The following is a 13,810-nucleotide window of genomic DNA, read 5'->3' on the forward strand; positions in this document are numbered from 1 at the left end:
ACGGTAAGCCCACGCTCGTACGCGTGGGCATGCCCACCCTACGGTAGAGCTTTACCGCCCCGCAAACTCGTTCAAATAATCGACCAGGGCCTGCACCCCTTCGATCGGCATCGCATTGTAGATCGATGCCCGCATGCCCCCGACGGACTTGTGGCCCTTCAGCTGCAGCAGCCCGCGCGCCTTCGCGCCGGCCAGGAAAGATTCGTTCAACTTTTCGTCGCGCAGGTAAAACGGAATGTTCATGCGCGAACGGCATGACACGTCTACACGGTTACTGTAGAAGTCGTCACGGTCGAGCGCCTCGTACAGCAGGCGCGCTTTTTCGATATTACGCGCTTCCATCGCCGCCACGCCACCCTGCCGTTTCAGGTGGGCGAACACGAGCCCGGCGATGTAGATCGCATAGGTCGGCGGCGTATTGAACATCGATTCGTGCTCGGCCACGTTCTTCCAGTGGAAGGCCGAGGGGCAGATCGCCAGCGCGTGGTCCAGCAGGTCGTCGCGCACGATCACCAGGGTCAGGCCGGCCGGTCCGATGTTCTTCTGGGCGCCGGCAAAGATCACGCCGTATTGCGAGACGTCGATTTCACGGGACAGAATGTGCGAGGACATGTCCGCCACCACCGGGACATCGCCCAAAGCGCGCGGAACGAAGTTGTACTCCACGCCGTCGATGGTTTCGTTGGTGCAGACGTGCAGGTAGGCCGCGCCTTCGGTCAGCTTCCAGCTTTCCGGATCGGGCACGCGGGTAAAGCCATCAAGCTGGCTCGAGGCGGCGACGTTCACCTGCGCATAGCGCGCCGCTTCCTTGATGGATTTACCGGACCACGAACCGGTGTGCACGAAATCGATCACGGCCGGCTCGCGTACACGGCCGACGAGATTCATCGGGATGACGGCGTTCTGGCCCAGTCCGCCGCCCTGCATGAACAGGATCTTGTAGTTCGGCGGGACCGCCAGCAGCTCGCGCAGGTCGGCTTCGGCCTGTTTATAGATCGAGATGAATTCCGGTCCGCGATGGCTCATCTCCATCACCGACATGCCGCTGCCCTGCCAGTCCAGCATCTCGCTGGCGGCCTGCTGCAGCACTTCCTTGGGGAGGACGGCGGGTCCTGCTGAAAAATTGAATACCTGGGTCATGCGAGGAAGAGTAGGCGGAAGTGTTCCATTGTACGAAAAAAAACGCCACCCCCGCAGGAGTGGCGTTTTTTCGGCTTATTCCGGCGCCGCTTCGAGTTCGACCTCTTCGAGGTCCGTCTCGACCACACGCTGCAGGCCCGAGAGCTTGGTGCCGTCTTCGACCGCAATGAGCGTGACGCCTTGCGTGGCGCGGCCCATCTCGCGGATCTCGGCCACGCGGGTGCGGATCAGCACGCCGCCGGTCGTGATCAGCATGATCTCGTCGTTGGCGTCGACCAGGGTCGCGGCCACGACTTTACCGTTGCGTTCGGACTGCTGGATCGCGATCATGCCCTTGGTGCCGCGGCCATGACGGGTGTACTCCGTGATCGGGGTACGCTTGCCGAAGCCGTTCTCGGTTGCCGTGAGCACCGACTGCTGCTCGTTCTCGGCCACCAGCAGCGCGATCACGTTCTGGCCCTCTTCCAGGTTCATGCCGCGCACGCCGCGCGCGGTACGGCCCATCGGACGCACGTCGTTCTCGTCGAAGCGCACGGCCTTGCCGCCGTCCGAGAACAGCATCACGTCGTGCTGGCCGTCGGTCAGTGCGGCGCCGATCAGGAAGTCGCCTTCGTCCAGGTCGACCGCGATGATGCCGGCCTTGCGTGGATTGCTGAAGTCCTTCAGCGGCGTCTTCTTCACGGTGCCGAGCGAAGTCGACATGAAGACGTAGTGGTCTTCCGGGAAGGTGCGGTTGTCGCCCGACAGCGGCAGGATGACGGTGATCTTCTCGTTGTCCTGCAGCGGGAACATGTTGACGATCGGCTTGCCGCGCGAGTTGCGCGAACCCTGCGGCACTTCCCACACCTTCAGCCAGTACATGCGGCCGCGGTTCGAGAAGCACAGCATGTAGTCGTGGGTGTTGGCGATGAACAGCTGGTCGATCCAGTCCTCGTCCTTGGTCGCCATCGCCTGCTTGCCGCGGCCGCCGCGCTTCTGGGCGCGGTATTCGGCGATCGGCTGCGACTTCATGTAGCCGGTGTGCGAGAGCGTGACTACCATGTCCTGCGGCGTGATCAGGTCTTCGGTTTCCAGCTCGTTGGCGTTGTGCTCGATGGCCGAGCGGCGCGCGTCCTTGCCGTTTTCCGTGTAGTCGTTCTTGATCTGGACCATCTCGTCGCTGATGATGGTCGTGACGCGTTCCGGGCGGGCCAGGATGTCGAGCAGGTCGGCGATGTGGGCCATCACTTCCTTGTACTCGTTGACGATCTTGTCCTGCTCCAGGCCGGTCAGGCGCTGCAGGCGCATCTGCAGGATTTCCTGGGCCTGCTCGTCCGACAGCTTGTACAGGCCGTCAAGCTGCATGCCGTAGTGCTTCGGCAGGTGCTCCGGACGGAAGGCCTCGATGCCGCCGGCGCCGGCCGTTTCGGTACGGTTCAGCATCTCGCGCACCAGGGACGAATCCCAGGCGCGCTGCATCAGTTCGGTCTTCGCGACCGGCGGGGTCGGCGCGGCCTTGATGATGGCGATGAAGTCGTCGATGTTGGCCAGTGCGACGGCCAGGCCTTCCAGCATGTGACCGCGTTCGCGCGCCTTGCGCAGTTCGAACACGGTACGGCGGGTGACGACTTCGCGGCGGTGCGACAGGAAGCACTCCAGCATCTGCTTCAGGTTCAGCAGCTTCGGCTGGCCGTTGACCAGCGCCACCATGTTCATGCCGAAGGTGTCTTGCAGCTGGGTCTGCTTGTACAGGTTGTTCAGCACCACTTCCGGCACTTCGCCGCGCTTCAGTTCGATGACGACGCGCATGCCCGATTTATCGGACTCGTCGCGGATGTCGCTGATGCCTTCGAGCTTCTTGTCGCGCACGTTCTCGGCGATGCGCTCGAGCAGCGACTTCTTGTTCACCTGGTACGGCAGCTCGTCGATGATGATCGCGATGCGGCCGCCATCCTTGCCATACTCTTCGAAGTGGGTCTTGGCGCGCATCACGACGCGGCCGCGGCCGGTGCGATAACCGTCGCGCACGCCCGAGACGCCGTAGATGATGCCGGCGGTCGGGAAGTCCGGCGCCGGGATCAGCTCGATCAGCTCGTCGATGCTGCATTCCGGGTTGCGCAGCAGGTATTGGGCGCCGTTGATGACTTCGGCCAGGTTGTGCGGCGGGATGTTGGTCGCCATGCCGACCGCGATGCCGGACGAGCCGTTGATCAGCAGGTTCGGGATCTTGGTCGGCAGGACGGTCGGTTCTTTTTCCTTGCCATCATAGTTCGGCTGGTAATCGACCGTGTCCTTGTCGATGTCGGCGAGCAGTTCGCTGGCGATCTTGTCCAGACGGCACTCGGTGTAACGCATTGCCGCGGCGCTGTCGCCGTCGATCGAGCCGAAGTTGCCCTGGCCGTCGACCAGGGTATAGCGCAGCGAGAAATCCTGGGCCATGCGGACCAGGGTGTCGTAGATCGACGAGTCGCCGTGCGGGTGGTACTTACCCATGGTGTCGCCAACCACGCGCGCGCACTTCACGTACGGGCGGTTGTGCGCGTAATTACTCTCATGCATCGAGTAGAGCACGCGGCGGTGCACCGGCTTCAGGCCATCGCGCACATCCGGCAGCGCACGGCCCACGATCACGCTCATCGCGTAATCGAGGTAGCTCTTGCGCATCTCTTCTTCGAGGGAAATAGGGACTGTTTCTTTTGCGAATTGATCCATTGGGCGGGTCGACTGCTTTCAGGCTAATGGTTATGAGTTCCAACGGATGATTCTACCATGCACCTATACAGTGGGCGACATTTGCCGAAGAAGCAATCTCCCCGCTCTTTTCGTCGAATTGCAGATTTGACACATGCTTGTCATAAAGCTTCGTCAAGCTGGCGGCCTCGGCTAAGAGTTGTGGCGCAGAAACAACGCAACAAAAAGCGTGCACCATCATTGCGCAGAACGCTGTCGTGCGGATGTGTAGCGAATGTGGCAAAATGGCCGAGAAGTTAATTGCATGTTTCGCAATGTGAAACGAACACGGCGGCACATGGTGTTAATATTCTGCCTACGTTGTCGTGAATAGAAAAAGTTTCGCAACGAAAAGATATAAAACCGAAAGGAACAAATAAGATGAAGAAGATTGCAACCCTCATGCTCGCAGCTTCCGCAGCGATGGCTGGCAGCGCGTTCGCCCAGAGCGCGCCGCCGTACGCGCCGCTGACGACCGACATCCAGGCGAACAAGCCGTACAGCGCGTACGTCCAGGACAGCCGCGGCGTGATCGCGCGCGATCCTTTCGGTCTGTGCTGGCGTACCGGCTACTGGACCCCGGCCGACGCGGTCCCAGGCTGCGACGCGCCGCTGTGCGTTCCGCCTGAGAAACTGGAAAATGGCAAGTGCGTCGCTCCGCCGCCGCCGCCGGTCGAAGCCGCTCCGGCACCTGCCCCAGCCCCGGCACCTGCACCGGCTCCAGTCCCAACCTCGGAGAAAGTCAGCTACTCGGCTGATGCCTTCTTCGACTTCGACAAGGCCGTCCTCAAGCCTGAAGGCAAGGCTTCGCTCGACGAGCTGACCTCGAAGCTGGGCGACATGAACCTGGAAGTCATCATCGCCGTCGGCCACACCGACTCGATCGGCACCGATGCCTACAACGACAAGCTGTCGATCCGCCGCGCCGAAGCCGTCAAGGCCTACCTGCAGGGCAAGGGCATCGACGCCAACCGCGTCTACACCGAAGGCAAGGGCGAGAAGCAGCCTGTCGCTGACAACAAGAGCTCGGCTGGCCGCGCGAAGAACCGCCGCGTCGAGATCGAAGTCGTCGGTACCCGTACCCGCCAGCAGTAATCTGCCAGCGGCAAGGAAGAACCCCGCTGCGGCGGGGTTTTTTTTCGTCCCTTCTTTTTGTCCGTCGCTACCTGATATTTCCCGCTATTATTCCGACCTATGACTACGAACGCCGATCCTTTAGAAATTAGCAAGTTCAGCGAGCTGGCCCACCGCTGGTGGGACCCCACCTCCGAGTTCCGCCCGCTGCACGAAATCAATCCGTTGCGCCTGGAATGGATCAACGCCCGCGCGCCCCTGGCCGGCAAGAAGGTCATCGACATCGGTTGCGGCGGCGGCGTGCTGTCCGAATCGATGGCGAAAAAGGGCGCGAAAGTGACCGGCATCGACCTGTCGAAGAAGGCCCTGAAGGTCGCCGACCTGCACAGCCTGGAATCGGGCGTCGAGGTCCGTTATAAACTGATCGCGGCCGAAGACATGGCGGCCGAGGAAGCCGGCCAGTACGACGTCGTGACCTGCATGGAAATGCTGGAGCACGTGCCGGACCCGGCCTCGATCGTGCGCGCGGCCGCCGCCCTGGTGAAGCCGGGCGGCAAGCTGTTCTTCTCGACCATCAACCGCAACCCGAAGGCCTACCTGCTGGCCGTGATCGGCGCCGAATACGTGCTGCGCATGCTGCCGCGCGGCACCCACGACTACGGCAAGTTCCTCACGCCGGCCGAACTCTCGCAATTCATGCGCCAGGCCGGCCTGCAGGTCGACGGCATGAAGGGCCTGAGCTACAACCCGCTGACCAAGATCTACTCGCTGAACAACGACACCGATGTGAACTACATGGTGGCGTGCACAAAGCCTCTCTAAGCGTTTTCGATTCCATGAACTCCCCTGCCCTGATCCAGGCACCGCGTGCCGTCCTGTTCGACCTCGACGGCACGCTGGCCGACACCGCGCCCGACCTCGCCGCCGCCGTCAACTGGCTGCGCACCGAGCGCGGCCTGGCGCCCACTCCCTACAGCGTGCTGCGCCCGACCGCCTCGGCCGGCGCACGCGGCATGATCGGCGCCGCCTTCGGCCTGGCGCCCGGCGACGACGGCTACGAGGAATTGCGCCTCGCCTGGTTCGACCGCTACCAGGACAACATGGCGGTCGAGAGCGGGCTATTCGAGGGCATCGCCGCACTCTTGCAGGGCATCGAGGAGGCCGGCATGAGCTGGGGCGTCGTCACCAACAAGCCGGCACGCTTTACCGATCCGCTGATCCCGCAGATCGGCCTGGCGCACGCCGGCTGCATCGTCTCGGGCGACACCATGCCGCACGCGAAACCCCATCCGGCACCGCTGCTGGAAGGCGCGCGCCGCCTCGGCCTGGCGCCGGAGGAATGCTGGTACGTCGGCGACGACCTGCGCGACATCGAAGCCGGCCGCGCGGCGGGCATGCCGACCGTGGCCTGCGCCTGGGGCTATTGCGGCATGATCGAACCGCAGACCTGGGGCGCCGACTACCTGTGCGACACGCCGCTCGACCTGCTGGCGTTGTTGCGCAGCGTGGCGCGCACGCCCGTTGCGGCAAGCGTTTGATCTTACATTTGATTACGACTGATACGGGTTTCTGTCTACCGTGTAACTGTCGACTTCCGTAATCTGCATCCATCGACAACGCAACAACGATGGAGCAGAACATGAACACCACCGCAACCGCCTCCCGCATTCATCCCCTGATGGCCGCCGCAGCCGTATCGGTGGTCATCGTCAGCCTGACCGGCGCCGCCGCCATCACCGGCCTGCTGCCTTCCTCGCGCAGCGCTCCGGAGCCGCAGCAAGCCGCCCTGGCACCGACCGCCGCCCTGCCGCTGGCCGCGCCAAGCGCCGCGAACCAGCTGCAAGCCGCGACGCAAGTCCAGGCCCAGTACGGTGCCGCACCGGTTGCCGCCGCCGCCGCTCCGATGGTCGTCAGCGCCGCGCCCGGCACCACGACCTACGTGCAGACGCCGAACGCCCCGACCGTGATCGTCAAGCAGGAAGCCGCCCCGGTGAAGACCGTGGTCCAGAAGCCGAAGGTCGTGGAGCGCGTGGTCGAACGCCGCGTCGTCGAGCACCGCCCCGCCCCGCAGCCGGTCCGTTACGAAGAGCCGACCTACCGCCAGGCCCCTGCCCCGGCCCCGGCCCAGCCGAACTACGTCGGCATCGGCACCGGCGCCGTCATCGGCGGCCTGATCGGCAACCAGGTCGGCGGCGGCAACGGCAAGAAGCTCGCCACGCTGGCCGGCATCATCGGCGGCGGCTACATCGGCAACGAAGTCGCCAAGCGTAACGGGCAGTAAATCGCAGAGTTGGCGGTCGCGTAACGTAGGGCGGGCATGCCCGCGCGTTACGTGCCGCCGAACACCCGAACGCTGGGGGTTGTCGCACCAATCGCGCACTAGTTTGAAACAGATCGTAACGCCACGGGGCGCAGCATCCTAAGCCACTGCAAACGCCCCGCGATTGGAGTACAATGTAATTTCGTTGGGGGCGACCTGGTTTCGACGTGGGTTGCAAAGCAGCGCAGGGCATACCGAGGACTGGTTACCTCGTAAATACATCCAGAAATCAATAACTGCAAACGATAACTCGTACGCACTCGCAGCTTAATTGCTGCTAGCTCTACACTACCTCGCCTCTGGGGTGGGCCGCAAGGCAAGTAGAGTCATTTACAGAGGCTAGGACTCAACCGGGTTACTTGGTTGCTTCCGAAACTTAAGGTAACTCGCTGGTACGCAGGGTGCACATCCCCGTCGTGCCGGTCAAATTAAATGATAGTGCTAAGTATGTAGAACTGTCTGTAGAGTGCTTGCGGACGCGGGTTCGATTCCCGCCGCCTCCACCAACGCACAAAAAAACACACCCCTGAGGGCCAAAGCCCTCAGGGGTGTGTTTTTTTGTGCGTGGTGTTCGCGTCGGGAATCGAATCCGCGGACGGAACGGACGCGGGGCGAGCGGGGGTTTCGAGCTGCGCAGCAGCGAGCCCGCGAGCGACGTTGCGCCTCCGGGCGCAACGGCTCTCCGATTCGCCCGACTATAGAAAATCGCGCAGCGATTTTCTGCTTTCCGCAGCTCTGCCGCTCTCCTACCAAAACGCAATAACTGTTGGTACTTTACGAAAACACCTTCAAGACTTGGCTGCGTTATAAAATTGTCGACAACCAACACTCCCCTACGACTGCCATGAACTTCGAATCCGCCAAATCCCTCTGCCGCACTTTCCCCGGCACCACCGAATCCACCAAATGGGACAACGACCTGGTCTTCTCCGTCGGAGACAAGATGTTCGCCGTCACCAACCTGGGCGAGGCCACCGGCATGAGCTTCAAGGTCGACGACGAGCGCTTCCTCGAGCTGACGGACCGGCCAGGCATCATTCCCGCTCCATATCTGGCGCGGGCGAAGTGGGTGTATGTGGAGCATGCGAATGCGCTCGGCGACGAGGAGGCGGCGCAGTTGCTGCGCAGGTCGTACGAGCTGGTGTTTGGGAAGTTGACGAAGAAGTTACAGCGGGAAATCAGCGGGGCGTAAGGCAGACGTTCGCGGCGCTGTTGCGTATGATGTTATCGGTGGGCATGATCCGCGCGGGCATACCCGCCCTACGGACGCGCAACCGAACAGTCGCGCGTCTCTCGACAAGTTAAGACGACGCCCCCATATCCGCCATATCCGACGAAATCATCATCGCCTTCAACAGCGCATCGTTAAACGCCGGAATATCGTCCGGCTTGCGGCTCGTGATCAGCTTCTCGTCGATCACGACTTCCTGGTCGACCCATTCGGCGCCCGCCTTTTTCATGTCGTCCTGGATCTCCGGCCAGCTCGTCAGGTTCTTCGATTCCGCGATCCCGGCGTCGATCAGCACCCAGGGCGCGTGGCAGATGGCGGCGAGGGGCTTGTCAGTCTCGTAGAAATCGCGGATGAAGGCGATCGACTCCGGGCTCTTGCGTAATTCCAGGGGATTCTGTTCGCCGCCCGGCAGCACGAGGGCGTCGAAGTCGGCCGGCTTTGCGTCGCGCACGTTCATTTCGACCCGGAAGCTGTCGCCCTTGGCATCGTGGTTCATGCCCTGCACGGCGTCGCCCACGCCCTTCGGCGAAATCAGGACCACTTGCGCGCCCTGCTGCTCGAGAAAGCTGCGCGGCCCCGTGTATTCGACCTGTTCGACGCCGTCCGTCATCAGGACGGCAACGCGCTTGCCGTCCAGTGGCGGGCGATTCGCCTTGTCGTTCCCGGATGCCTGTACTTCTACCTGATCCATGTGACCTCCTCGATGTTTGTCAGTGATTCATCTGACACCAATTCTAGGAGCAGGCCTCAGTGCACGGCGCGCGCTTCAGGTGTCCTCTCAGGTATCCCGGATGCCGAGCGCGTGCAGGCGGGCGCGCAGGCGCCGCACCTCGTCGGCGAGGTCGATCACGAGGGCCGCCAGCTCTTCGTTGGCATCGAAATGCCGCTCCAGTTCGAGCAGCCGGCGCGCCCGCGCCAGGTCGGTGCTGCGAAAGCGCAGCGCAGCGGTTTGCAAGGTCAGCTCGCCAAGGACGCCCGCCTGCACGTGGCGCACCACCCAGTCGGGCTCGACCTGGCAGGCACGGGCCAGCTCTTCCATGTCCAGGGCGACGTCGTCGATCAGCACCCCGGTCACAATCTGGTTCGCAAACATCGATCGCTCCTCCTCAGGCAGTGCGTGGATTGAAGGCCAGGTCGCGCGCCATCGCCTGGTAGATCGCGCGCGCCTTGTCGCTGTTGGCCGGCGGCAGGACGACGTCCAGGATCAGGTACAGGTCGCCCGGCGTGGCGCTGGGGATGCCCTTGCCCTTCAGGCGCAGCTTGCGCCCGCTCTGCGAGCCGGCCGGGATCGTCACCTCGACCGTGCCCGACGGCGTGGGCACGGCCACGCTGCCGCCCAGCGCCGCTTCCCAGGGCGTGACCGGCACGTTCTCGTACACGTGCGCACCCTCGAGCCGGTAACGCGGGTCGGGCGCGAACTGGATTTCGAGATACAGGTCGCCCGGCCCCGCGCCCCCATGTCCCTCGTGGCCCTGCCCCGCCAGGCGCAATTGCTGGCCCGGCGTCACGCCGCGCGGGATGTTCACGCTGAGCGTCTTTTCCTGCATGGTGGCGCGCCCCGGTCCCTCGGCCTTCGGCACGCGCAGGCTGACCGTGCGCGTGGCGCCACGATACGCATCCGCCAGGTCGATCGTGATGGCGGCATGGATGTCGTCGCCGCGCATCTGGAAACCACCGCGGCGCGAACGTCCTGCCTGGGCGAACAGGTCGGCGAAGAAATCGTCGGCACCGGCGCCGCCGAAATCGAAGTGCTCGCTCCAGTCCGGCGGCGGATGGAACTGCTCACCGGCATGATGGCCGCGTCCGAGCGCGTCATAGGCGGCACGCTTCTCGGCGTCGCCCAGCACGTCGTAGGCTTCGTTGATCTCTTTGGTCTTCGCGTCCGCGTCCTTGTGCTTGCTGACATCGGGGTGGTACTTGCGCACCATTTTCCGGTACGCCTTCTTGATGTCGTCCGCGGTTGCGCCCCTGTCGATGCCAAGGGTCGCGTAGTAATCCTTGTATTCCACAGTGTGCTCCCGGATGTTTGATTTGACAGCCCAGGCCGCTCGCGGCACAGGCTGCGACACCCCTTCAGATGGGGATTCCCAACACAATTAAAAGTTCTTGGCTTGCAGTATTTACACCGGGGCGAGAAATGATAAATTAAACAGATCGACCACTTGTCACTACGGAGGCATGCATGGGAAAAGGGATGAGGTGGACACTTCGCATCCTAGGTGCGCTGGTGTTGCTGGGCCTGCTGGTTGGCGTTACCGCGCATCTGCTGAGTACGCGCAAGATGCAGCGGACGGTCCCCGTCGATGTCTCCGCCATTGCGGTTCCAAACGACCCTGCCCGCATCGCCCATGGCCGCTACCTGTACAGCACACGCGGCTGCACCGAGTGCCATGGCGCCACCGGGACCGGCAAGACCGTGATCGACTCCGACGGCATGCTGGTGGTCGCCCCGAACATCACCCGCGGCGCCAACAGCGCCACCACTGCCTACCAGGTAGTCGACTGGGTGCGCACCATCCGCCATGGCGTCAAGCCCAACGGCCAGCCGGTCATCGTGATGCCGAGCGAGGACTATGCCCGCCTTACCGACGAGGACACCGGCGCGCTGGTCGCCTACCTCCAGCAACTGCCGCCACTGCCCGGCGAACGCCGCCGGATCGACCTGCCATTGCCCGTCAAGCTGCTCTACGCAGTGGGCGGGATCAAGGACGCCGCCGAGAAGATCGACCATTCCCTGCCGCCGCCGCGCGCCCAGCCCGCCGCCGTGACGGCCGCGCATGGGGCCTACGTCGCGCAAGCCTGCATTGGCTGCCACGGCGCACAACTGAGCGGCGGCGCCATCCCGGGCGCACCGCCGGCCTGGCCGCAGGCCGCCAACCTGACGCCCGGCCCCGGCAGCGCCATGCTGCGTTACCCGACTGCCGAGAGCTTCCTTGCCATGCTGCGCAGCGGCAAGCGGCCCGACGGCAGCACCATCAGCCCGGTCATGCCTTTCGCTTCGTTCGGCCAGATGAACGACGTCGATGCGCGTGCCCTGCATGCCTATCTGCAAACGCTGCCGCCGCGTCCGGCAGGCCAGCACTGAGCAGCGCAGCGCTATCGCAGGCTTAGCAATTAGACAGTAAAATCATGGGTTTCCGTACCCGGTTTGCCCATGACTTCCACCGCCGCCACCACCACCTCGCCCTCGCCCGTCCGCCAGGAAATCGCCACTCTCTGGAAGCTCTCTTGGCCAATGCTGGTGGGCCAACTGGCAACCGTCGGCATGGGCGTGGCCGACGTCGCGATGACGGGCCACGTCAGCGCAGAGGAACTGGCGGCCGTCTCGCTGGGCGCCTCGGTCTGGTCGATCGTGCTGGTCACCGTCATGGGCATCATGATGTCGATTAACACCGTGGTGGCGCACGAGATCGGCGGCGGACGTTACGACAAGATTCCCCATTCGGTGCGCCAGGCGCTGTGGAAAGGCGCGGGCGTCGGCCTGATCGCCTGCCTGGCTGCCAACCTGTGCACGCTGCTGTTCGACCATATCGGCATGGAGAAAGCGGTCGCCGACCGCGCCGCGATGTTCCTGCACGTGACGAGCCTGGGCATGCCGGCGTTTGCCTGCTACCGCGCCCTGTACGGCTACACGACCAGCATCAACGAAACGAAGCCGATCATGGTGATCGCGATCCTGGGCCTGCTGTTCAACGTCGCCAGCAACTGGCTGCTGGTGTTCGGCAACTGGGGGTTTCCTCAACTGGGCGCGGTCGGCTGCGCGGTGTCGACCGCACTTGGCATGTGGCTGATGCTGGGCGCGATGCTGGTGTGGGTCAAGATTTCGCCGGTGTACCGCCTGACCTATCCGTTCACCGGCTGGGAAGGCCCGGACTGGAAAGAGATTCGCGAGATGTTGCGCCTGGGCCTGCCGATCGGGGTGACCTATTTTGCCGAGGTCAGCGCCTTTGGCCTGATCAGCCTGCTGGTGGCGCGCTTCGGCGTGATCCAGGTGTCGGCACACCAGATCGCGCTGAACTTCGCCTCGCTCGTGTTCATGGTACCGCTCAGCTTCGGCATCGGCCTGCTGACCCGCGTCGGCCAGGCAATGGGCGAAGGTAATCCAGTACGGGCCCAGTTCGTGGCGCGCGTCGGGGTCGGCATGTCGGTCGCCTTCGGGGTGCTGTCGGCGGCCTGCATCGCGCTCTTCCGCTGGCAGATCGCGCGCGCCTACACCTCCGATCCGGCGGTGCAGGAAGCCTGCGTCCACCTGCTGCTGTTCGCGGCCCTGTTCCAGCTGTCGGATGCGACCCAGGTCGCTACCGCCTCCGCCATCCGCGGCTACCAGGTGACGCGCCCGCCGATGATCATCCAGCTGGTCGCCTTCTGGGGTTTTAGTCTGCCGCTGGGCTACGTGCTCGGCATCGCGCCGGGCTGGTTCGCCTGGTCGCCCGCCGCGCCGATGGAAACGACGGGCTTCTGGATCGGCCTCGTGCTGGGCCTGACGATTGCCGCCGTGCTGCTGACCTGGTCGATGGAAAAGCTGTCGCGCCAGAAGGTGCGCGCGGCAGCTCAGGCTGGCTAGCCTCAGGAGAAAGCATGCCCAAACACGTAGGTATCGTCGGCTGCTCCGCGGAAGGCGCGGCGCTCTGCTATCGCACGATCTGCAGCGAAGGCGCCCGCCTGATGGGCCCGCATGCGCATCCGCAAGTGTCGATGCACACGCATTCCCTCGCCGACTATGTCGCCTGCCTCGAGCGGGGCGATCTGGATGGGATCGGGCAGCTGATGCTGTCTTCGGCCCAGGCGCTGGCACGCAGCGGCGCCGATTTCATCATTTGCCCCGACAACACCATTCATCAGGCGCTGCCCGCGATCGAGGCCTTGTCGCCCCTGCCCTGGCTGCACATTGCCGATGCCGTGGCACAGGAGGCGCAAGCGCAGGCCTACCGGCGCCTCGGCCTCACCGGCACCAGGTGGCTGGTCGAGAGCGAGGTTTATCCGGACAAACTGGCGCAGCATGGGATCGCTGTCGTGCGTCCCGAGGTCGGGGAGCGGATTGAAATCAGCCGCATCATCATGGAAGAACTGGTGTGCGGCGTGTTCAAGCCCGAGGCGGTGCGCAGTTTCCAGCAGGTGATCGAGCGCATGTGCACCCTGCAGTGCGATGCCGTCATCCTGGGGTGCACCGAGATTCCGCTCATCATGAACAAGGAGAATTCGCCCCTGCCCGTGCTCGATTCCACCCGCCTGTTGGCACAGGCTGCGCTGCGCGAGGCGCTGCGGGCAGCCTGAGCGTTGTAGCACCCATCTGTTCGACCGAGTATGTACAGCTTTTGCCGGTCAACTCTGGTATC

Annotated in this window: 13 protein-coding genes and 1 other RNA gene; 9 read left to right on the top strand and 5 right to left on the bottom strand. The window is 63.8% G+C overall.

Features of this window, described 5'->3' with window-relative positions; genetic code table 11:
* Positions 1-51 precede the first annotated feature (51 nt).
* Together serC and gyrA are read right to left on the bottom strand one after the other, a co-directional pair.
* Positions 52-1,140 (bottom strand): 3-phosphoserine/phosphohydroxythreonine transaminase, encoded by a 1,089-nt coding sequence (serC, locus tag C2862_RS07655; protein ID WP_136219525.1) that lies wholly within the window; start codon positions 1,138-1,140, stop codon positions 52-54.
* Positions 1,141-1,215: 75 nt separating this feature from the next.
* Positions 1,216-3,831, bottom strand: coding sequence for a DNA gyrase subunit A (gene gyrA, locus C2862_RS07660; protein WP_136219526.1), 2,616 nt, complete (start codon positions 3,829-3,831; stop codon positions 1,216-1,218).
* Between the two features lie 399 nt (positions 3,832-4,230).
* On the opposite strand from gyrA, the gene ompA reads away from it, so the two are divergent.
* The 6 genes from ompA (at position 4,231) to C2862_RS07690 (ending at position 8,435) form a co-directional block, all read left to right on the top strand.
* Positions 4,231-4,944: an outer membrane protein OmpA gene (gene ompA, locus C2862_RS07665; protein ID WP_136219527.1), complete on the top strand. Its 714-nt coding sequence runs from the start codon at positions 4,231-4,233 to the stop codon at positions 4,942-4,944.
* A 99-nt stretch (positions 4,945-5,043) separates the two neighbouring features.
* Positions 5,044-5,745: a bifunctional 2-polyprenyl-6-hydroxyphenol methylase/3-demethylubiquinol 3-O-methyltransferase UbiG gene (ubiG, locus tag C2862_RS07670; RefSeq protein WP_136219528.1), complete on the top strand. Its 702-nt coding sequence runs from the start codon at positions 5,044-5,046 to the stop codon at positions 5,743-5,745.
* Positions 5,746-5,759: 14 nt separating this feature from the next.
* Positions 5,760-6,461, top strand: a complete 702-nt coding sequence (locus C2862_RS07675) for an HAD family hydrolase (RefSeq protein WP_136219529.1) — start codon at positions 5,760-5,762, stop codon at positions 6,459-6,461.
* A 101-nt stretch (positions 6,462-6,562) separates the two neighbouring features.
* Entirely contained in the window at positions 6,563-7,204 is a 642-nt protein-coding gene (locus C2862_RS07680; protein ID WP_136219530.1) for a hypothetical protein, read from the top strand.
* Positions 7,205-7,390: 186 nt separating this feature from the next.
* Positions 7,391-7,749, top strand: a transfer-messenger RNA (tmRNA) gene (gene ssrA / locus C2862_RS07685).
* 338 nt (positions 7,750-8,087) lie between these two features.
* On the top strand, positions 8,088-8,435 hold the full coding sequence (locus C2862_RS07690; RefSeq protein ID WP_136219531.1) for an MmcQ/YjbR family DNA-binding protein: 348 nt from the start codon (positions 8,088-8,090) through the stop codon (positions 8,433-8,435).
* A 109-nt stretch (positions 8,436-8,544) separates the two neighbouring features.
* Here C2862_RS07690 and C2862_RS07695 read toward each other — a convergent pair whose 3' ends face one another.
* The 3 genes from C2862_RS07695 to C2862_RS07705 form a co-directional block, all read right to left on the bottom strand.
* A complete protein-coding gene (locus C2862_RS07695; RefSeq protein WP_136219532.1) occupies positions 8,545-9,165 on the bottom strand; it encodes a type 1 glutamine amidotransferase domain-containing protein in 621 nt (206 codons plus the stop codon).
* Positions 9,166-9,252: 87 nt separating this feature from the next.
* A complete protein-coding gene (locus tag C2862_RS07700; RefSeq protein WP_136219533.1) occupies positions 9,253-9,567 on the bottom strand; it encodes a MerR family transcriptional regulator in 315 nt (104 codons plus the stop codon).
* Positions 9,568-9,580: 13 nt separating this feature from the next.
* Positions 9,581-10,483, bottom strand: coding sequence for a DnaJ C-terminal domain-containing protein (locus C2862_RS07705; RefSeq protein ID WP_136219534.1), 903 nt, complete (start codon positions 10,481-10,483; stop codon positions 9,581-9,583).
* Between the two features lie 185 nt (positions 10,484-10,668).
* Between C2862_RS07705 and C2862_RS07710 the strand changes: the two genes are divergently transcribed.
* The 3 genes from C2862_RS07710 to C2862_RS07720 all read left to right on the top strand — a co-directional run bounded on the left by C2862_RS07710 (position 10,669) and on the right by C2862_RS07720 (position 13,748).
* Entirely contained in the window at positions 10,669-11,559 is an 891-nt protein-coding gene (locus C2862_RS07710) for a c-type cytochrome (RefSeq protein ID WP_229467339.1), read from the top strand.
* Between the two features lie 69 nt (positions 11,560-11,628).
* Complete coding sequence (locus tag C2862_RS07715) at positions 11,629-13,038, top strand: MATE family efflux transporter (RefSeq protein ID WP_136219536.1); 1,410 nt, start codon at positions 11,629-11,631, stop codon at positions 13,036-13,038.
* A 14-nt stretch (positions 13,039-13,052) separates the two neighbouring features.
* Complete coding sequence (locus tag C2862_RS07720) at positions 13,053-13,748, top strand: aspartate/glutamate racemase family protein (protein ID WP_136219537.1); 696 nt, start codon at positions 13,053-13,055, stop codon at positions 13,746-13,748.
* Positions 13,749-13,810 lie beyond the last annotated feature (62 nt).

This window comes from Massilia sp. Mn16-1_5, from assembly GCF_004798585.1.
In the GTDB taxonomy this organism is placed as follows: domain Bacteria; phylum Pseudomonadota; class Gammaproteobacteria; order Burkholderiales; family Burkholderiaceae_D; genus Telluria.